Here is a 15,803-nt window from a genome sequence, read left to right on the forward strand (position 1 = left end):
ATCGACGCGGCAAAGGGGTAATTCATGACGGACCTTCCCATTACGGACATGCCAGTTCCCCAACCCCGCCTTGCCGCGAGCGTCATCCTGCTCCGTGACGCACCGGGCGGGCTTGAGGCCTTCGTCCAGCACAGGGTTGCCACCATGGACTTCGCCGCCGGCATGGTGGTCTTTCCGGGCGGCCGGGTTGATGCCGCTGACCAGGATGGATGGGATTACCCTGTCCGGCTGCTGGAACAGCACGCTGCAGACTGGCATCTGAGTTCCATCGCCGTCGATCCTGTACAGGCCCCGGCAAAGTCAGGCATGGTGCTCACCGCTGCCCTGCGGGAAGTTTGGGAGGAGGCCGGACTTCGCCTTGACGCCTCAGACCTTCGCCCCTGGGCAAACTGGGTCACGCCCACGGACATGCCCAAGCGCTTCGACACGTACTTCTATGTAGCCAAGCCTGCTCCGGAAGCAGCACCCCAGCACCAAACCACTGAAGCGTGGCAATCACTCTGGATGCCGGTGGACGGGATCCTGGCGGCCGAGGCGGCCGGTAAATTGCAGCTGATGCCGCCCACGTATTACCTGCTCAAGGAAATTTCCGGTCTCGGAACCGTGGATGCCGTCTGGGAAGCCGATCACGATGTTGTTCCTGTCCTGGCACCACGCGGTTCCATGGCAGCTTTCCTCAAGGAACGCGAAAACCGCCGCTAGTCCCAACCCGCCTGCATGTGAGGCTAGGCTGGGGGCATGAACCTCTTTTTCAAGCTGCTGGGTGCCGGAGTAAGCCTTGCAGCCGGATTCGTCGGCACCAAGTTGGTCAACAAGGGCTGGGAAAAGGCCACCGGCAACAAGCCGCCCACGGGCCACGACGATATGGAAACGAGCCTCCGCTCAGCCTTGTCCTTCGCGCTGATTTCGGCCTTCGTCAGTACGCTCATCCAGGTTTTCGCGAGCCGTGGCACCCAGCGTGCCATCGCCCGCTTCGCAAAGACCCACGACATCGTCTAGGTAGAATCGTCGCCGGCTGCCCTTTGGACAACCGCTTCAAGCTCATCCTTTGTGAGCAGTTCGCGGTGCCCATGCTTGGTTCGGTAAGCGGAGCGGCCCACCATGTGTGCGGAGACCGGTGCGGTCAGCAGTTGGAATATCCAGGCCACCACGAGAACCGGCCAAACCCACCATGTGCGCATTTGCAGACCCATGGCTGCAAGCATCAGGAAAAGACCCAGGACTTGCGGCTTCGTTGCCGCGTGCATGCGGCTCATGAGGTCGGGGAACCGCAGGAGGCCAATTGCTGCGCCAAGCGACATCAGGGCACCCACCACAAGAAACACGGCCGTCACCGCGTCGATTACGGCATCCACGCCAGTAGGTTCAGGAGTCATTGCTCTGATCCCTCCGATCCGCGACAAACCGGGCAAACGTTACGGAGCCTACAAAGCCGATCACGGCGAGAGCCACGAGCAACACCAAGTTGTTCAGGTGCCGGTTCATCGCCATATCGATCGCCAGCGCGGCTCCAAGAATGGCCAGCAGGACATCCGATGCCAAAACGCGGTCCAGCAAGGAGGGGCCAATGGCGATACGGATGATCGCTCCCACCGCAGCCAGGCTCAGGATGACAGCAGTCACCAACAGAACGAGTTCTTTCACAGGGCTGCCCCTTCCATGCCCGGGGTTGCTTCATCCTGGAGAGCGTCGAGTTCCTCACGCGTTCCCATGATCCGGATCAATGTGGCCTCGATCTTCTGGACTTCCTGACGGATCCTGGCGATTCCGGCTTCCTCATAAATATTGAGTGCATGCAGGTACAGGGTGGACGTCGAGCGGTCCACTTCCACCACCAGCGAGCCCGGGATCAGCGAAATAACATGCCCGGTTGCCGTCACAATGAGGTCCGAATGGCTGCGCAACGGAACAGCGACGACGGCGCTACGCACCTTTGGCCCCTTAACTACGGCCAGGTAGAGGACCAGGAAGCTCGCTGCCACCACTTTGCCCAGGAATATCAGGGCGAACGAAATGGCGCGAAGAACATTGAACCTGCCACTGAGCTCCACCGGCGGAAGGTAGAAGAACTTGGCCACGAGCACGGCGATGAGCGCACCGAACAGCAGGTTGCCCGGGCTGAAATCCCGCCACAAGGCGCCCCAGACGATGACCAGCCATACCAGCAGCGGGAGTTCAGTGCGGAAGGAGATTGGTTTTCGGCTCATTTGGCAGCCCCTGGCTGACCCACGGCTGGCACCTGGGCGGAGTCCCCCAGGACTGAATGGATGTAGGCAGTGCGGTCCAACATTATTTCCGCCGAGCCGTCGGCGAGGTGGAAGAGTGGGCCCGCAAAGACTGTGAGGGCAACACCGAAGGCCACAAGGCCCGCAGTGGAACCCACCATTGTCCGGGGAAGTACCCCTACATTGCCTGGGGTCTGAAGCACGGGGTCCGGGTACTCGGCGTCCTCGGGCTTACGCCAAAACGCCCTGTTCCAAACGCGGGCAATTGCCAACAAGGTGAGGAGGCTGGTGACGACGCCGCCTACTACCAAAACGATGGCCAGCGGCGTACCCAGTTGCACGCCCGCTTGGAGGAGCCCGAGCTTGCCCAGGAAACCCGAGAATGGCGGGATGCCTGCAAGGTTCATTGCCGGGACGAAGAACAACAGGGCAAGGAGTGGCGAGAGCTTGGCCAGGCCACCCAAGCGGTCAATGGAGGACGATCCGCCCCGCCGCTCAATCAAGCCAGTGACAAGGAACAGGCTGGTCTGCACGGTGATGTGGTGCGCCACGTAGAACACGGCCGCGCCAAGGCCCGTGACGGATGACATGGCCAGGCCGAACACCATGTAGCCGATGTGGCTGACCAGCGTGAAGGACAGGAGACGTTTGATGTCGCTCTGCGCCAAGGCACCCAGGATGCCCACCACCATTGTCAGCAGCGCCACCACCATCAAGGGCACGTTGAGGGTATCGCCGGGGAAGAGGAGTGTCTCGGTGCGGACCATGGCATAAACACCCACCTTGGTCAGCAAACCGGCAAACACGGCTGTCACAGGGGCCGGAGCGGTTGGATAGGAGTCGGGAAGCCAGAATGACAGCGGGAACACGGCTGCCTTGATCCCGAACGCCACCAGCAGCATCACGTGCAGCAGGTTCTGGGTTCCTTGATCCAGCTCCGCCAGCTTGATGGCAAGGTCCGCCATGGTGATGGTCCCGGTAGCTCCGTAAATCATGGCGATGGCGATGAGGAACAGGACCGAGGAAACCACGGACACTACCACGTATGTGACGCCGGCACGGATTCGCGGCCCCGTCCCGCCAAGGGTCATGAGCACGTAGCTTGCCGTTAGCAGGATTTCGAAACCCACGTAGAGGTTGAAAAGGTCACCTGTCAGGAAGGCATTGGACACGCCCGCCACCAGGATCAGGTAGGTGGGGTGGAAGATCGAGACGGGCGCTTCCTGGTCGCCGTCGGCCATGCCCTGGCCGGTGGCGTAGATCAGGACGGCGAGGCTTACCACGGTGGAAACCACCAGCATGAGCGAGGAGAACTGATCCACCACCAACACCACGCCCCACGGCGGCAGCCAACCACCCAGCGTGACGGATGTGGTGCCTCCCTCCCACACGGATGCCAGGAGCAGGCATTCGAGCAGGAGTGTCGCGCTGAGGATCACAATGCTGACTACCCGCTGCGCAGCCGTGTGCCGGATCAGCACGAACGCGAGGGCAGCGCCGAGGATCGGAAGGAGGACAGCCAGTGGCGACAGGTTTGCGAGATTCACGCGCTGCCTCCTTCCCGGGTGGATGCGGTTTTGGGTGTTTCCGTCGCCTCTGGATGCAGCCGTTCCTCGGCCGTGGACGCTGTCACTACGAACTCTGATGTTTCCAGCGGGACAATTGCGTCGTCTTCCGCGTCGAAGCTCGGAGTCCGTGCCACGCGGCGGTCTTCGATGTCATCCTGGATTTCGTCTTGCCGTGCCAGGGCCCACGTGCGGTAGATGATGCCAAGCATGAAGGCAGTGACGGCAAATGATATGACGATTGATGTGAGGATCAACGCCTGTGGCAGGGGGTCGTTGTACTCATTGGAGGCTGTTTCCTTATCGAACAAAGGAGCCAGGCCGGCGTACCCTCCTGTACTGAGGATCAGCAGGTTGGTGGCGTTCGCAAGCAGCATCAAGCCAAGCAGGACGCGCGTCAGGCTCCGCTCCAAAATCAGGTAAATGCCGCAGGCATACAGCACACCCATGACGATCAGGAGGGTCAGGTTGATGCTCATGGGTTGCCCTTCCCGGAAGCGGCAGTTTCAGCGGGCGCAGGCTCGGCGACCCTGGTCTTTCCGGCCTTCGCGCCCTTCTCTTCAAAATGTTCGTCGATCTCGGCGCCCAGGCTGCGTAGAACGTCGAGCGCCAAGCCCACCACTACGATGTAGACGCCGATGTCGAAGATCGTGGACGTGACGAACTTGACGTCTCCGAAGACGGGCAGCCAAAACTCGATGATCGCGCTCTGGAACACCTGTCCGCCGAGGAGGAGAGGCACGAACCCGGACGCTGCCGCCGTCGCAAGTCCCGTCCCCAACAGCGTGCCGGCACTCACTGTCGCCGCCTCGCTCAACTCGAAGCGTCCCCCGGCAAGGTAGCGGATGGTGAGGGCGAGGCCAGCGGTTAAGCCGCCTGCGAAGCCACCCCCGGGCAGGTTGTGGCCCGCAAGGAGAAGATAGATGGAGAAGACGATCATCGAGTGGAAAATCAGCCGGGTGACCACTTCGAAGATGATGGACCTCCGCTCAGGGGCAAGCGTCCTGCCTGCAACTAGCCAGGCATCCCGCGTCACGTCCGTGAACTTCCTCGCCACGGCCAGCCGGGCGCCGTCGCGGGAGTCACGGTCGACGCCGGTGCGCCGCCCCACGCTTCCTTCCGGCACGGCCTCCGAGGTTTTGATGCGATCGCCGCGGCTGCGCACGAAGATCAGGCTTGCAACGCCCGTAGCGGCCACGGCCAGCACAGAAATTTCGCCGAAGGTGTCCCATGCGCGGATGTCCACCAGGGTTACGTTGACCACGTTCAGGCCACCGCCGCCTTCGTAGGCCAGGCGCGGGAATTCGAGGGAGACAGGCGTGGCAACGCGGGCACCCATGGCGTAGATGGCAACGAAAATCATGGTGATGCCGAAGGCTGCACCTACGATCACGCGGATCACCCGGAGGCGGCCACCCGTCCGGTCCCGCAGTTCGGCGGGCAGGCTGCGCATTGCCAAAACGAAGGCCACCAACACGATGGTCTCCACCAGCATCTGGGTCAGTGCGAGATCAGGCGCACCTTGCAGGGCAAACATGAGCGCGATGCCGTAACCAGTAACCGAGACCATGAGTACTGCCAGGAAGCGCTTGTTGGCGCGGACAGCAGCCAAGGCGCCCACCAAGATGCCCACACCCGCGATCAACTGCAACGGAGAGTTCGGGTCGATGAAATAGACGCCGTCGGGCAACGGTTTGTTGTTCAGGAGAAGAGCCGCGAGTGGCACTGCGAAGGCAACCGTGAGGATGACCGTCAGATAGAAATACAGTGAACCACGCTGGGTGCGGCCCGTGACCCACACGGCGACGTCGTCCAAGGCGCCAATGGTGTGTTGGTAGGCGCGGTCGCCATCCACCCAATCGGGAACCAGGCTTTGCACCCGTGAAACGACGTTGCGGCCATAGAACATCGCGGCACCGGCCACAAAGGTGATCGCGGTGAGGCCCAAAGCGGGAGTGAGCCCGTGCCACAAAGCCAGATGTCCGGCGTCGACGGCTTCCTCTCTGCCCGCGAACAGCGCTGCGTAAGGCTGGATCCAACTATCGACCGGTGCGGGCCACAGCCCATACACAATCGTGAGGAAACTCAGCAGCGCGGGCGCGGCCAGGAAGGCGGGCTTGATGGCTTTAAATGGTGTGCGCTCTATGCCCGGCTTAGTGGCAAAGGCACCCCACATGAAGCGGGCGCTGTAGGCGAAAGTGAGGATTGAACCGATCACGAGCCCAACGAGGATCCAGATGCCCCAGGCGGGCGCGTCCTGGCCATTTCCATAGTGCACGAAGGCGTCAAAGACGGACTCCTTGGCCACGAAACCCGCAAGCGGCGGCACCCCCGCCATGGAGGCGGCCGCGATCGCGGCAACAACCCCGAGGGCACGCGAGGAGCGGAAGACACCGGAGAGTTTCCGGATATCGCGTGTCCCGGACTGGTGGTCGATGATGCCGACCACCAGGAACAGCGCGGCTTTGAACAGGCCATGTGCCAGCAGAAGCCCAAGCCCGGCAAGGGCGGCGTCAGGTCTGCCCAGGCCCACCACCATGGTGAGGAAGCCCAGTTGGCTCACCGTGCCGTAGGCCAGGATGAGCTTGATATCGGTCTGGCGCAGGGCCCTGTAGCCGCCAATCAACATGGTGGCCAGCCCAAGGCCCAGAACCATCGGGAGCCAGAACTGCGATTCCGCGAAACCCGGTGCCAGGCGCGCCACGATGTAAATACCGGCCTTCACCATGGCTGCGGCATGCAGGTAGGCGCTCACTGGCGTTGGAGCCGCCATGGCACCGGGAAGCCAGAAGTGGAAGGGCACCAGCGCCGATTTGGTCACGGCACCCACGAGGATGAGAACGACGGCGGCCCCCACCATGCCACTTGTGCTGCCGTTAACGAGCGTCCCGGCCTGGCCAAGGATTGTGGAGATCCGGTAGGTTCCTGCGGCCTGGCCCAGAATGATGAGCCCCACCAGCATCGCCAGGCCGCCCGCCGTAGTAACCATCAGGGCCTGCAGGGCAGAACGCCGTGCAGCCAGGCGGGTGCGAGCATAACCGATGAGCAGGTAGGACAAGACCGTGGTGAGCTCCCAGAAGATGAACATCATCAGGAGGTCGTCCGATGTCACCAAGCCGAACATGGCACCGGCAAAAGCCAGGAGCTGGGCGCCGAACCCACCGAGCCCAGGGTCCTTGTTCTTGAAGTACCGGGCGCAATAGACCAGCACCAGGGAGCCCACACCGAGGATGAGCAGTGACATGACCCAGGCGAGCGCATCCATCCTGAACGCGAACTCGAGCTTGAGGTTCGGAATCCAAGGGAATACTTCTTCTATGCCTGCACTGGAATATACAGAAGCGTGCTGGAGGACCAACCAGATGAAGGCCACCCCGGGAACCGCGGCCAGGACATAGAAGGCGTTCCGACCAAGTTTGCTGAAGATCAAGGGCGCCACAGTTGCCGCTACAAAGGTGATGGCGAGAACTGTGATCACTGTTTTCTCCGCAAAGTCAGAAACGAATTGTCAAAAGTTGGAGCAGGCGGTCATACGTTGGGTTCGGTTGGACCAGTTTATCAAGGGGCCCGGACAGTTTTCGGCCGGAGCCGATGGGCCCTGCGGATGAATTTTTCTGCGTTATCCACATAGCGGTATCCACATAGCGGTCTGTCATCTGCCCGTCGCTGTCAGAGTCCCGATAGCATTCAGGCTATGAACGCGGCCGCAGTTCCCGAAGCCTCCAACCCAGCATCCGAGCTTGCCTCCGGACCTGCTTCCTCCAAGAAGGGCCAAATCCTTGCGTGGGCTTCCTGGGACTGGGGCTCCGCTGCCTTTAACGCCATCATGACCACGTTCGTGTTCACGGTTTACCTGACCTCGTCTGCCTTCGGCGGCGAGGACGCTGCCTCTGCCGCACTTGGTGCTGCTTTGGCCGTCGCGGGCCTGGCCATCGCGTTGCTGGCACCTGTGACAGGCCAACGTTCGGATGCCGGCGGCCGGCGCAAGCTCTGGCTCGGAGTCAACACTGCGGCCACAGCCGTCCTCACGGCCCTGTGCTTCTTTGTGTTCCCGCAGCCAGGTTTCCTCCTTTTGGGTGTCTGCCTGATTGCGCTTGCCAACATTTTCTTTGAGTTCGCCGGTGTGAACTACAACGCCATGCTGGCCCAGATCTCCACACCCAAGAACATCGGCAAGGTCAGCGGCTTTGGTTGGGGCATGGGATACCTCGGCGGGATCGTGGCGTTGTTGCTGGTCCTGCAACTCTTCGTCCAGCCGTCTTTCGAATGGTTCGGCGCATCCACTGAAGAATCCCTGAACATCCGGCTTGTCGCCATTTTCTCGGCCCTGTGGTTCTTCATTTTCGCCCTGCCTGTGCTGTTTGCCGTTCCTGAAGTTTCCGTGAAGAAGGACACTGCGTCCTTGGGCTTCGTAGCGTCCTACAGGCTGCTGCTCCGGCGCATCGTGGCCATCTATCGCACCAGTCCCCACACCATCTATTTCCTGCTGTCCAGCGCCATCTTCCGCGACGGCCTTGCTGCTGTCTTCACGTTCGGCGGGGTGATCGCGGCCGGGACCTTTGGTTTCGAACTTAAGGAAGTTATCTTCTTCGCGATTTTCGGCAACGTCGTGGCAGCGGTGGGCGCCATCATCGGGGGCTTCCTTGACGACAAGATCGGACCCAAGGCAGTCATCGTGCTTTCCCTGATGGGTCTGCTGATCGCAGGCACGTTCATCCTGGTGCTTGGCAACGGAAACTACGTGTTCTTTGGAAACAGCTGGCCTGCCGCCAATACGTTCTGGATCTTCGGCCTGCTGCTGTGCCTTTTTGTTGGGCCAGCCCAGTCTTCGTCAAGGGCGTTCCTGGCCAGGCTTGCCCCCGATGGCGAGTCGGGAGAACTCTTCGGGCTCTACGCCACCACGGGCAGGGCTGTCAGCTTCCTGGCTCCCACCCTCTTCACCCTGTGCATCACAATTGCCGCTCCGATTGTTGAAGAAGGTGGAGCCCAGCGATGGGGCATCCTCGGCATTATGGTTGTCCTGCTTGCCGGCCTCCTGGTGATCCTGCCAGTGAAGCCGCCCGGCAAGACGCAAATCGCCGTGGTGCCGGATCACTGACTTCACTGCAACAGCTGAGCGCGAACGCCGTACCAGTGCAGATCCAACAGAGTTAGGGTGGAGATATGAACGTGGATGAGACTGAACTCCCGGGCCTTGGGGTCCGTAAGGATTTCGTCACGGCCTCTGGCCGTCGCATCGGTGTCGTGGAGCTTCGAGAAGGCGAGACCGAGCTCTTCGTGTCCACATGGGATGACCCGGACACGTGCCAGGCTTCCATTCCCCTCACGGCCGATGAAGCCGCAACCCTGGGCAATCTCCTCGGCGGGCAGCACATTGCCATGCGCCTGGCAGAGGCCCACCGTGAGATACCTGGCATTGTGACCCGCCAGTTCTCCATCACGCCTGACTCCCCGTTCGTGAACCAGCCCATGGGCAAAGCCCAGGTCCGAACCCGGAGTGGTGTTTCGATCGTCGCGATTATGCGTGAAGGGGAGGTCGTCCCCTCGCCTGCACCCGACGTCGTACTTCACACGGGTGATTTGCTCGTTGCGGTTGGCACCCAGGAAGGCCTCGACTCGGCGGCCGATATCCTCCGCAACGGCTGACCCGCCATGGATCCGCTCGCACTAGCCCTCGTTGAACTGGGGGCCGTCGTCTTCTGCCTCGGTCTCCTTGCTCGGCTAGCGGGCCGAATTGGCATGTCTCCCATTCCGCTTTACCTGGTGGGTGGCTTGGCCTTCGGTGCGGGCGGCTTCGTCAGATTGGATGGCATGCATGAATTCGCCCATCTTTCAGGCGAAATCGGAGTCATCCTGCTGCTGTTGATGCTCGGATTGGAATACACCGCATCTGAACTCGTCACCGGACTCAGACGTTCGTGGCAGGCCGGTGTACTGGACTTTGTCCTGAATTTCCTCCCCGGCGCCGGGATTGCCCTTCTTCTGGGCTGGGGTCTCGTGGGCGCCATCGTGATGGGTGGCGTTACCTATATATCGTCCTCAGGAATCGCGGCGAAGGTCATCACGGACCTCGGCCGGATCGGTAACCGCGAAACTCCCGTAGTGCTATCCATCCTCGTTTTCGAGGACCTCGCGATGGCCATCTACCTACCCATTCTCACTGCCATCCTGGCCGGTGTCGGGTTCCTGGGTGGGCTGCAGACGGTGGGCATCGCGCTGGCTGTCGTCACGGTGGTCCTGATGATCGCGCTCAAACACGGGCACCGCGTCTCCCAAGCCGTTCACAGCGAGAATTCGGAAGTGTTCCTCCTGAACGTGCTCGGCCTGGCGCTCCTGGTGGCCGGTGTCGCCTCCGCCCTCCAGGTCTCAGCTGCCGTGGGTGCCTTCATGCTCGGCATCGCCATCTCCGGCGCCACGGCCCACAATGCGACCCGCATCCTTGAACCACTCCGGGACTTGTTTGCGGCAATCTTCTTCGTTGCCTTCGGCCTCAACACGGACCCTACATCCATCCCACCGGTCCTGGGCTGGGCGTTGCTGCTCGCCCTGCTGACAACGGCCACCAAAATGTTCACCGGATTCTGGGCCGCCAAACGGGCGGGCATTGCAATGCCGGGCCGCTTCCGTGCGGGAGCGGCCCTGATTGCGCGTGGTGAATTCTCCATCGTCATTGCTGGCCTGGCCGTGGCCTCGGGAGCCGTGCCGGACGAGGTGGCAGCCCTGGCCACGGCTTATGTCCTCATCATGGCCATCACGGGTCCGCTGGCCGCTCGCTTCGTGGAGCCTGTGGTCAAGGCACTGCGCAGGAGTCCCCGCACACCGCCGCGGGCTGCCGAGCGCGCCGCTGCCTGACCGTCAGGGCTTGACGGTCAGCGCCTGACGCCCGTCCGGTTCCGGCTAGATGGCCGTCCGGTGGAAATTCTGGTGGCTGCGGCTGGCGGTGGGTCCGCGCTGGCCTTGGTAGCGGTTACCGTACTCACCGGAACCGTAGGGGTGTTCCGCTGAGGACGTCAGGCGGAAGAAGCACAACTGGCCGATCTTCATGCCGGGCCACAGCTTGATTGGCAGCGTCGCCACATTGGAAAGTTCCAGCGTCACGTGCCCTGAGAAGCCCGGATCGATGAAGCCTGCGGTGGAGTGCGTCAACAAACCGAGCCGGCCGAGGGACGATTTACCCTCAAGGCGCGCAGCGATGTCGTCGGGCAGGCTCACTGTCTCGTACGTTGAGCCCAGTACGAATTCACCCGGGTGCAGGATGAAAGGCTCATTGCCTTCCACTTCCACCAACCGGGTCAGCTCGGGCTGCTCCTCGGCGGGGTCGATGTGGGCATATTTGTGGTTGTCGAAGAGCCGGAAAAACCGGTCAATCCGTACGTCCACGGAAGACGGCTGAACCATCGCGGGATCGTACGGTTCAAGGACAATCCGTTGGGAGTCTATTTCGGCACGAATATCGCGGTCAGAGATCAGCACAGCATCAAAAATACCCCATGCATTGTCCGGGCCGCCCCATGGGACTATAGTTCCCGGACATGTAAAGCCGCGCCCGTACTTGGGGGCAACGAGCAATCGCGGGGTAATTGTGGGGAAATTGTCAGCGCCTGCGGCTATCGTGCTGGCTGGCGCGCTAGCCATATTGGTAGCCGCGTCCAGCCAAATCCTGCCAGCTACAGAGGCCCTACCAAGCGGCGGCACTACTTCTTCGGGCAGCGTACCGTCCGGTCTCACGGCCCCTGAAACGAGTACGACGCCGGACCCCGCACCTTTGGGGGCGACCCCCGCCGCCAGCGAAGCAGCTGGCGACCCTACGCCGGGCCCCGGTTCGGGGACGGATTTCGGTTCCGAAAGTGCAGCGCCGACCAGGCCGGTCGCAGTAGATCCGATGGTTGAGACACCTCCTCCGGTGCCGAACATCGGTCCCTCATGGGGTCCGGACGATCCTTCCTCGGAAGGCACTCCCTCCGGGAGTCCAGAAGCCAACGAGCCAGCCGTCCCCGGTCCTCCCGGCGCGTCGGCTTCCCCCACCTCCGTTCCAACGCCAACAGCGCCTGCCGCAGGGCCTGGTCCGTCGGAGTCGCCGTCGCCAACACCCTCACCGACTCAAACAACGACGCCGTCGCCAACACCCTCACCAACCCAAACATCTACGCCGTCACAAACGGCTTCCGCGCCGTCACCAACGCCGGCGCCGCCGTCACCAACGCCAGCCACGCCCACGCCATCTTCACCCGCGTCCACGCCCACACCCACACCCGCGCCCACGCCCTCCCCCTCACCCACCCCTTTCCCCGGCAAGACCCCCAGCAGCGATGCCGACCCGGACAACGGTGCCCTCGCGCTACTCCCGGACGACAACACCGCGGCCATCTTGACCGTGTTCAATGCCATCAACAGCTATCGCGCTTCTTTGGGCCTTGCCCCGGTGAAGTATCACGCAACGGTGGCGAGCATGGCGCAGGAATGGTCGGACAGCATCGCCAGCCGCGAAGTGATCCAGCACAGGCCAAACTTCTGGATGGACCCGCGTGCGCTCAACCCGAACAACGGTGCCGGTGAGGTCATCGCTGTCAGGTGGGATCGTGACGCTGCCCAATTGGTGGAGTGGTGGAAGGGGTCTCCCGGTCACGACGCCCTGCTGCGCGATCCGCGCTTCAATGTGATGGGCATCGGGATCACCTACACGGACGGCAATTGGCAAACGACCCCCAACCGCTACACGCTGTGGGGCGTGGTGAACTTCTTCGGTTACACCACGCTGCCCGCCGGAACCACTACGCGCCCGGGTGGGACGGTCACGCCGCCGACGGATCCAGTGGGTGTGTGTGAACCCGGCGGCAAGTACCAGCCGCCTACCGTGAATCTCAGCGCGGCGGCCATCCGCAGCGCTGCAGACCTTGTATCCATCAGCCCGGACGGAACGGTCTATTCCTATCCGTCCTTGGGTGACGCCAAGTACGGCGCGGTCCGCAAGATCGGAATCGGTTTCACCGGTTTGAAGGAGCTGTTCGTATCGGATTGGGACCGCGACGGCGTTTTTGACCTCATCGCCCAACACCTGGATGGAGCGCTCCTTGTGTACCCGGGCAGGCAGTCTGGCGGCTTCGGATCGCCCGGAGTCCTGGGCCAGGGGTGGGAGTCCCTCAACATAGCCGTGGGTACTTGGTGTGCGAACAACCGCCTCCCGCAAATTGTGGCCATGGATGCCTCCGGCGGGCTCTGGTTCTACAAGAATTCCGGAATGACGTACATACGAACCCAGGCGGCGATCGGAACAGGCAACAAGGCCGTCCGGCTCAGCATGGTGGACTACAACGCCGATGGTTTCCAGGATCTCCTCGCCGTTGAGCCCAATGGGTATCTGAGGTTGTATCGCGGCAGCGGACTGGCCATTCCGAAGCAGGAGGCCAGGCCAGTGGTGGGTGCGGCATGGACCGACTACACCGGTTTGCGGTCACTTCAAGGAGTTACCGGCGCAAACACCACGGGCATCGCGGGCCTGGGCACCAACGGTGTATTGGAGTATTGGGACCTCACCTCGGGAGGACTGACGACGCCGGTCAGCGTCGGTGGCGGCTGGAGTGGCTTCAAGCTCGCCCAGTAGGGAACCGCCGGGTAATCAAATCGCCCGGTAATCAAACCGCCTGGGCGGACTCAATAACGGTCTTGAGCTGCTCCAACTGGGCAACTTCACTTTCCATGGTCTTCTGGATCATGCTGTTCATGAGTTTCTGCAGGCCCTTGGGGTGGTACTCCAGTGCGAACCTGAGCCGCGTCGTCTTGCCTTCGGTGCTGAGGTAGTAGCCGCCCGTGGGCCGGGCGGGTCCGGCCACCACGGCGAAGCGCACTTCTGCGCCCGGCCGGGCCTCCGTGATCTCGAAGTCTGCAGCGATCGGCCGTCCTCCCGGGCCAGTGAGCGTCTGCTGATAGACCGCGCCCTTCTGGCCACGGACACCGGATCGGAGCGAGATGCTGCGCACTCCCGAGCGCCAGAGGGAGTTGTTCATACCATCCATCAGGAATCCATAGACGGTCATGGCATCCCTGCTGATCACCACTTCATAGTCTGCAAATGCCACGGAAACCTCTTTCGGCGTACGGTTCGAATGTCGTAGCCCGGTTCCCCATACACTGCAGCTAACACCTTCAGAATAGTCAGCCGCGCTTGCCTGCGACACACGACAAACGAGCCTTGACCGAATGGTTACCTGCCGGCGTATCTGAGACACAGCTGACACATAGTCCCGGGCCGGGTAGAGTTCGTGCCGCTGGCAAAACCAAATTGGGGGCGTAATGCGAGTACTGAAACATCCGTTTGTCCGTGGGAACTCTATCCGTGGGAACGCACGACGGCGGCTGGCTGCTTGCGCTGCATTCCTCGCCATGGCGGTGGCTGGCGGAGTCATGGCCGCTGCGCCTGCGTCGGCGGCATCAGCAACAACCCCTACGGCAGTGGCATCCAGAGTTGCGAATAAAGTGGCCGCGCCTACCACGGTGAATCCCCTGCCCAGCGTGGATCCCATCGGGAACCCTGCAAGCTTCTCTGTCCTGGTCAATAAATCCCGGCCACTGAATCCCGTCAGCTACGCCCCCAGCGACCTCATCAATGCCCGCGGCTCCGGCCAGTACATGCGGGCCGAAGCCGCTGCCTGGCTCAATGGCCTCTTCCAGGGCGCGGCGGACGCTGGGACCGGCGGCCTGTCGATCGTGAGCGGCTACCGGTCCTATGCCCAGCAACAGCAGGTTTACTCCTACTACGTCAGCATCTACGGCCAGGCCTATGCGGACACCATCTCGGCACGTCCCGGGTACAGCGAACACCAGACCGGCCTCGCCATGGACATCGGCAATGCTGCCGGTTCCTGTGGCCTGAGCACCTGCTTCGGAGACACAGCAGCTGGCAAATGGGTGGCAGCGAACGCCCACAAGTACGGCTTCATCGTCCGGTACCCCAACGGCTACACGGGCACCACCGGGTACAGCTACGAGCCCTGGCATTTGCGCTATGTTGGCGTCGCGTTGGCCACTGATATGAACAGGCGCGGATTCCCGACGCTGGAGCACTATTTCGCCGGAAATCCGGCGGCCGCCGCGAGCATCAAGTCCGGCGCCGACCTCGTAGCTGCCGATTTTTCCGGCCGGATGCTGCGTTATCCCGCGACGGCGGCAGGCGGGTATGGGGCGCCCGTCCAGATCGGTTCGGGCTGGACCGGCTTGAAGCAGGGCTTCGTGGTGGACTGGGACATTGATGGCATTTACGACATCCTTGCGCAGTGGAACAACGGCGTCCTGGGCGTTTACCGTGGCCTACCCGGCGGCGGCTTCGCCGGCCAGGTTGTCGTGGGGAGCGGTGGCTGGGATCGCATGACCATCACCGTGGGCAAGTGGACGCACGCGCACCCGCGGCCCGGCGTCGTCGGGTATTTTCCGGATGGTGTGCTGCGCTACTACGCCAACACCTTCGGCGGTGCCCTGAGCGCTTCACAGGTCATCGGCAAGGGCTGGAACGGCATGGAACTGACCATGGCGGACTGGGAGGGCGACGGCGCGAACGACATCCTGGCGAGGACAGCTTCCGGATCCCTGATCAATTACCGGGGAGACGGCTGGGCTGGTTTCTTTGGCCCGGCCACCACCGTGGGCACAGGCTGGCAGTACATGCGCATGCTGCTTCCGGGCTTCGGGCTCACCGGTGCAGGCACGCGCGGCATCACTGCGCAAACTGCGGACGGCAACCTGTACAACTACGGCCTCGGCAGGGGTTCCTGGACCACCTACGCGCAGGTTGGATCCGGATGGAACGGCCTGAAGCTCTTCAAGTAGACATGGTTGCGCGGCTGTCATGAGGACCCGCGCAACTGCGCTAAGCTAGGACTCGCTCCGGCGAATAACCGGAGCGACGCGGGCGTAGCTCAATGGTAGAGCGCTAGCTTCCCAAGCTCGATACGCGGGTTCGATTCCCGTCGCCCGCTCCACCATGACCCCTTGCCTCCGGGCAGGGGGTCATCTTGTTGGG

Annotated in this window: 16 protein-coding genes and 1 tRNA gene; 8 read left to right on the forward strand and 9 right to left on the reverse strand. The window is 62.3% G+C overall.

The window, feature by feature from the left end; genetic code table 11:
- The first annotated feature begins 24 nt into the window (after window positions 1-24).
- Entirely contained in the window at window positions 25-702 is a 678-nt protein-coding gene (locus LDN82_RS19730; RefSeq protein ID WP_224165538.1) for an NUDIX hydrolase, read from the forward strand.
- Between the two features lie 36 nt (window positions 703-738).
- On the forward strand, window positions 739-999 hold the full coding sequence (locus LDN82_RS19735; protein ID WP_224089327.1) for a DUF4235 domain-containing protein: 261 nt from the start codon (window positions 739-741) through the stop codon (window positions 997-999).
- Here the strand turns inward: LDN82_RS19735 and mnhG are convergent.
- From mnhG to LDN82_RS19765, 6 genes are read right to left on the reverse strand one after another with little or no spacing between them, the layout of a single operon-like run.
- The gene (gene mnhG / locus LDN82_RS19740) at window positions 996-1,376 is read right to left on the reverse strand and encodes a monovalent cation/H(+) antiporter subunit G (protein WP_224165539.1); all 381 of its coding nucleotides are present in this window, start codon (window positions 1,374-1,376) and stop codon (window positions 996-998) included. The genes LDN82_RS19735 and mnhG overlap by 4 nt on opposite strands.
- Window positions 1,366-1,644 (reverse strand): monovalent cation/H+ antiporter complex subunit F, encoded by a 279-nt coding sequence (locus LDN82_RS19745; protein WP_224089332.1) that lies wholly within the window; start codon window positions 1,642-1,644, stop codon window positions 1,366-1,368. The genes mnhG and LDN82_RS19745 overlap by 11 nt, the downstream gene beginning before the upstream one ends.
- Complete coding sequence (locus LDN82_RS19750) at window positions 1,641-2,207, reverse strand: Na+/H+ antiporter subunit E (protein WP_224165540.1); 567 nt, start codon at window positions 2,205-2,207, stop codon at window positions 1,641-1,643. Before LDN82_RS19750 ends, LDN82_RS19745 begins: the two co-directional genes overlap by 4 nt.
- A complete protein-coding gene (locus LDN82_RS19755) occupies window positions 2,204-3,772 on the reverse strand; it encodes a Na+/H+ antiporter subunit D (protein WP_224165541.1) in 1,569 nt (522 codons plus the stop codon). Before LDN82_RS19755 ends, LDN82_RS19750 begins: the two co-directional genes overlap by 4 nt.
- Complete coding sequence (locus LDN82_RS19760) at window positions 3,769-4,269, reverse strand: Na(+)/H(+) antiporter subunit C (protein WP_224165542.1); 501 nt, start codon at window positions 4,267-4,269, stop codon at window positions 3,769-3,771. Before LDN82_RS19760 ends, LDN82_RS19755 begins: the two co-directional genes overlap by 4 nt.
- A complete protein-coding gene (locus LDN82_RS19765; RefSeq protein WP_224165543.1) occupies window positions 4,266-7,268 on the reverse strand; it encodes a Na+/H+ antiporter subunit A in 3,003 nt (1,000 codons plus the stop codon). The genes LDN82_RS19760 and LDN82_RS19765 overlap by 4 nt, the downstream gene beginning before the upstream one ends.
- Before the next feature lie 216 nt (window positions 7,269-7,484).
- Here LDN82_RS19765 and LDN82_RS19770 point away from each other — a divergent pair, with 216 nt between their 5' ends.
- The 3 genes from LDN82_RS19770 to LDN82_RS19780 all read left to right on the forward strand — a co-directional run bounded on the left by LDN82_RS19770 (window position 7,485) and on the right by LDN82_RS19780 (window position 10,642).
- Window positions 7,485-8,888, forward strand: coding sequence for an MFS transporter (locus tag LDN82_RS19770; protein WP_224165544.1), 1,404 nt, complete (start codon window positions 7,485-7,487; stop codon window positions 8,886-8,888).
- Window positions 8,889-8,953: 65 nt separating this feature from the next.
- Window positions 8,954-9,436, forward strand: a complete 483-nt coding sequence (locus LDN82_RS19775) for a cation:proton antiporter regulatory subunit (RefSeq protein ID WP_216927152.1) — start codon at window positions 8,954-8,956, stop codon at window positions 9,434-9,436.
- A 6-nt stretch (window positions 9,437-9,442) separates the two neighbouring features.
- Window positions 9,443-10,642 (forward strand): cation:proton antiporter, encoded by a 1,200-nt coding sequence (locus LDN82_RS19780; RefSeq protein WP_224165545.1) that lies wholly within the window; start codon window positions 9,443-9,445, stop codon window positions 10,640-10,642.
- Window positions 10,643-10,687: 45 nt separating this feature from the next.
- On the opposite strand, the gene dcd is transcribed toward LDN82_RS19780, so the two are convergent.
- Complete coding sequence (gene dcd / locus LDN82_RS19785; RefSeq protein ID WP_216927188.1) at window positions 10,688-11,263, reverse strand: dCTP deaminase; 576 nt, start codon at window positions 11,261-11,263, stop codon at window positions 10,688-10,690.
- A gap of 627 nt (window positions 11,264-11,890) precedes the next feature.
- On the reverse strand, window positions 11,891-12,178 hold the full coding sequence (locus LDN82_RS19790) for a hypothetical protein (RefSeq protein ID WP_224165546.1): 288 nt from the start codon (window positions 12,176-12,178) through the stop codon (window positions 11,891-11,893).
- Between the two features lie 34 nt (window positions 12,179-12,212).
- Here LDN82_RS19790 and LDN82_RS19795 point away from each other — a divergent pair, with 34 nt between their 5' ends.
- Window positions 12,213-13,391 (forward strand): CAP domain-containing protein, encoded by a 1,179-nt coding sequence (locus LDN82_RS19795; RefSeq protein ID WP_263422314.1) that lies wholly within the window; start codon window positions 12,213-12,215, stop codon window positions 13,389-13,391.
- A 31-nt stretch (window positions 13,392-13,422) separates the two neighbouring features.
- Here LDN82_RS19795 and LDN82_RS19800 read toward each other — a convergent pair whose 3' ends face one another.
- Window positions 13,423-13,866 carry an SRPBCC family protein gene (locus LDN82_RS19800; RefSeq protein WP_224089345.1) on the reverse strand — a complete coding sequence of 148 codons (444 nt, stop codon included), beginning with the start codon at window positions 13,864-13,866 and terminating at the stop codon, window positions 13,423-13,425.
- 214 nt (window positions 13,867-14,080) lie between these two features.
- On the opposite strand from LDN82_RS19800, the gene LDN82_RS19805 reads away from it, so the two are divergent.
- On the forward strand, window positions 14,081-15,610 hold the full coding sequence (locus tag LDN82_RS19805) for a M15 family metallopeptidase (protein ID WP_224165547.1): 1,530 nt from the start codon (window positions 14,081-14,083) through the stop codon (window positions 15,608-15,610).
- A 78-nt stretch (window positions 15,611-15,688) separates the two neighbouring features.
- A tRNA-Gly gene (locus LDN82_RS19810) sits at window positions 15,689-15,762 on the forward strand.
- Window positions 15,763-15,803 lie beyond the last annotated feature (41 nt).

Source organism: Arthrobacter sp. StoSoilA2, from assembly GCF_019977195.1.
Classification (GTDB): domain Bacteria; phylum Actinomycetota; class Actinomycetes; order Actinomycetales; family Micrococcaceae; genus Arthrobacter.

Excerpts from the sequence above, each read along its gene's own strand:
- LDN82_RS19790 (WP_224165546.1), bottom strand. The coding sequence starts at position 12,178 with ATGGCATTGAACACGGTCAAGATGGCCGCGGTGTTGTCGTCCGGGAGT.
- LDN82_RS19775 (WP_216927152.1), top strand. The coding sequence starts at position 8,954 with ATGAACGTGGATGAGACTGAACTCCCGGGCCTTGGGGTCCGTAAGGAT.
- LDN82_RS19780 (WP_224165545.1), top strand. The coding sequence starts at position 9,443 with ATGGATCCGCTCGCACTAGCCCTCGTTGAACTGGGGGCCGTCGTCTTC.
- LDN82_RS19750 (WP_224165540.1), bottom strand. The coding sequence starts at position 2,207 with ATGAGCCGAAAACCAATCTCCTTCCGCACTGAACTCCCGCTGCTGGTA.
- LDN82_RS19805 (WP_224165547.1), top strand. The coding sequence starts at position 14,081 with ATGCGAGTACTGAAACATCCGTTTGTCCGTGGGAACTCTATCCGTGGG.
- LDN82_RS19770 (WP_224165544.1), top strand. The coding sequence starts at position 7,485 with ATGAACGCGGCCGCAGTTCCCGAAGCCTCCAACCCAGCATCCGAGCTT.
- LDN82_RS19735 (WP_224089327.1), top strand. The coding sequence starts at position 739 with ATGAACCTCTTTTTCAAGCTGCTGGGTGCCGGAGTAAGCCTTGCAGCC.
- mnhG (WP_224165539.1), bottom strand. The coding sequence starts at position 1,376 with ATGACTCCTGAACCTACTGGCGTGGATGCCGTAATCGACGCGGTGACG.
- LDN82_RS19760 (WP_224165542.1), bottom strand. The coding sequence starts at position 4,269 with ATGAGCATCAACCTGACCCTCCTGATCGTCATGGGTGTGCTGTATGCC.
- LDN82_RS19730 (WP_224165538.1), top strand. The coding sequence starts at position 25 with ATGACGGACCTTCCCATTACGGACATGCCAGTTCCCCAACCCCGCCTT.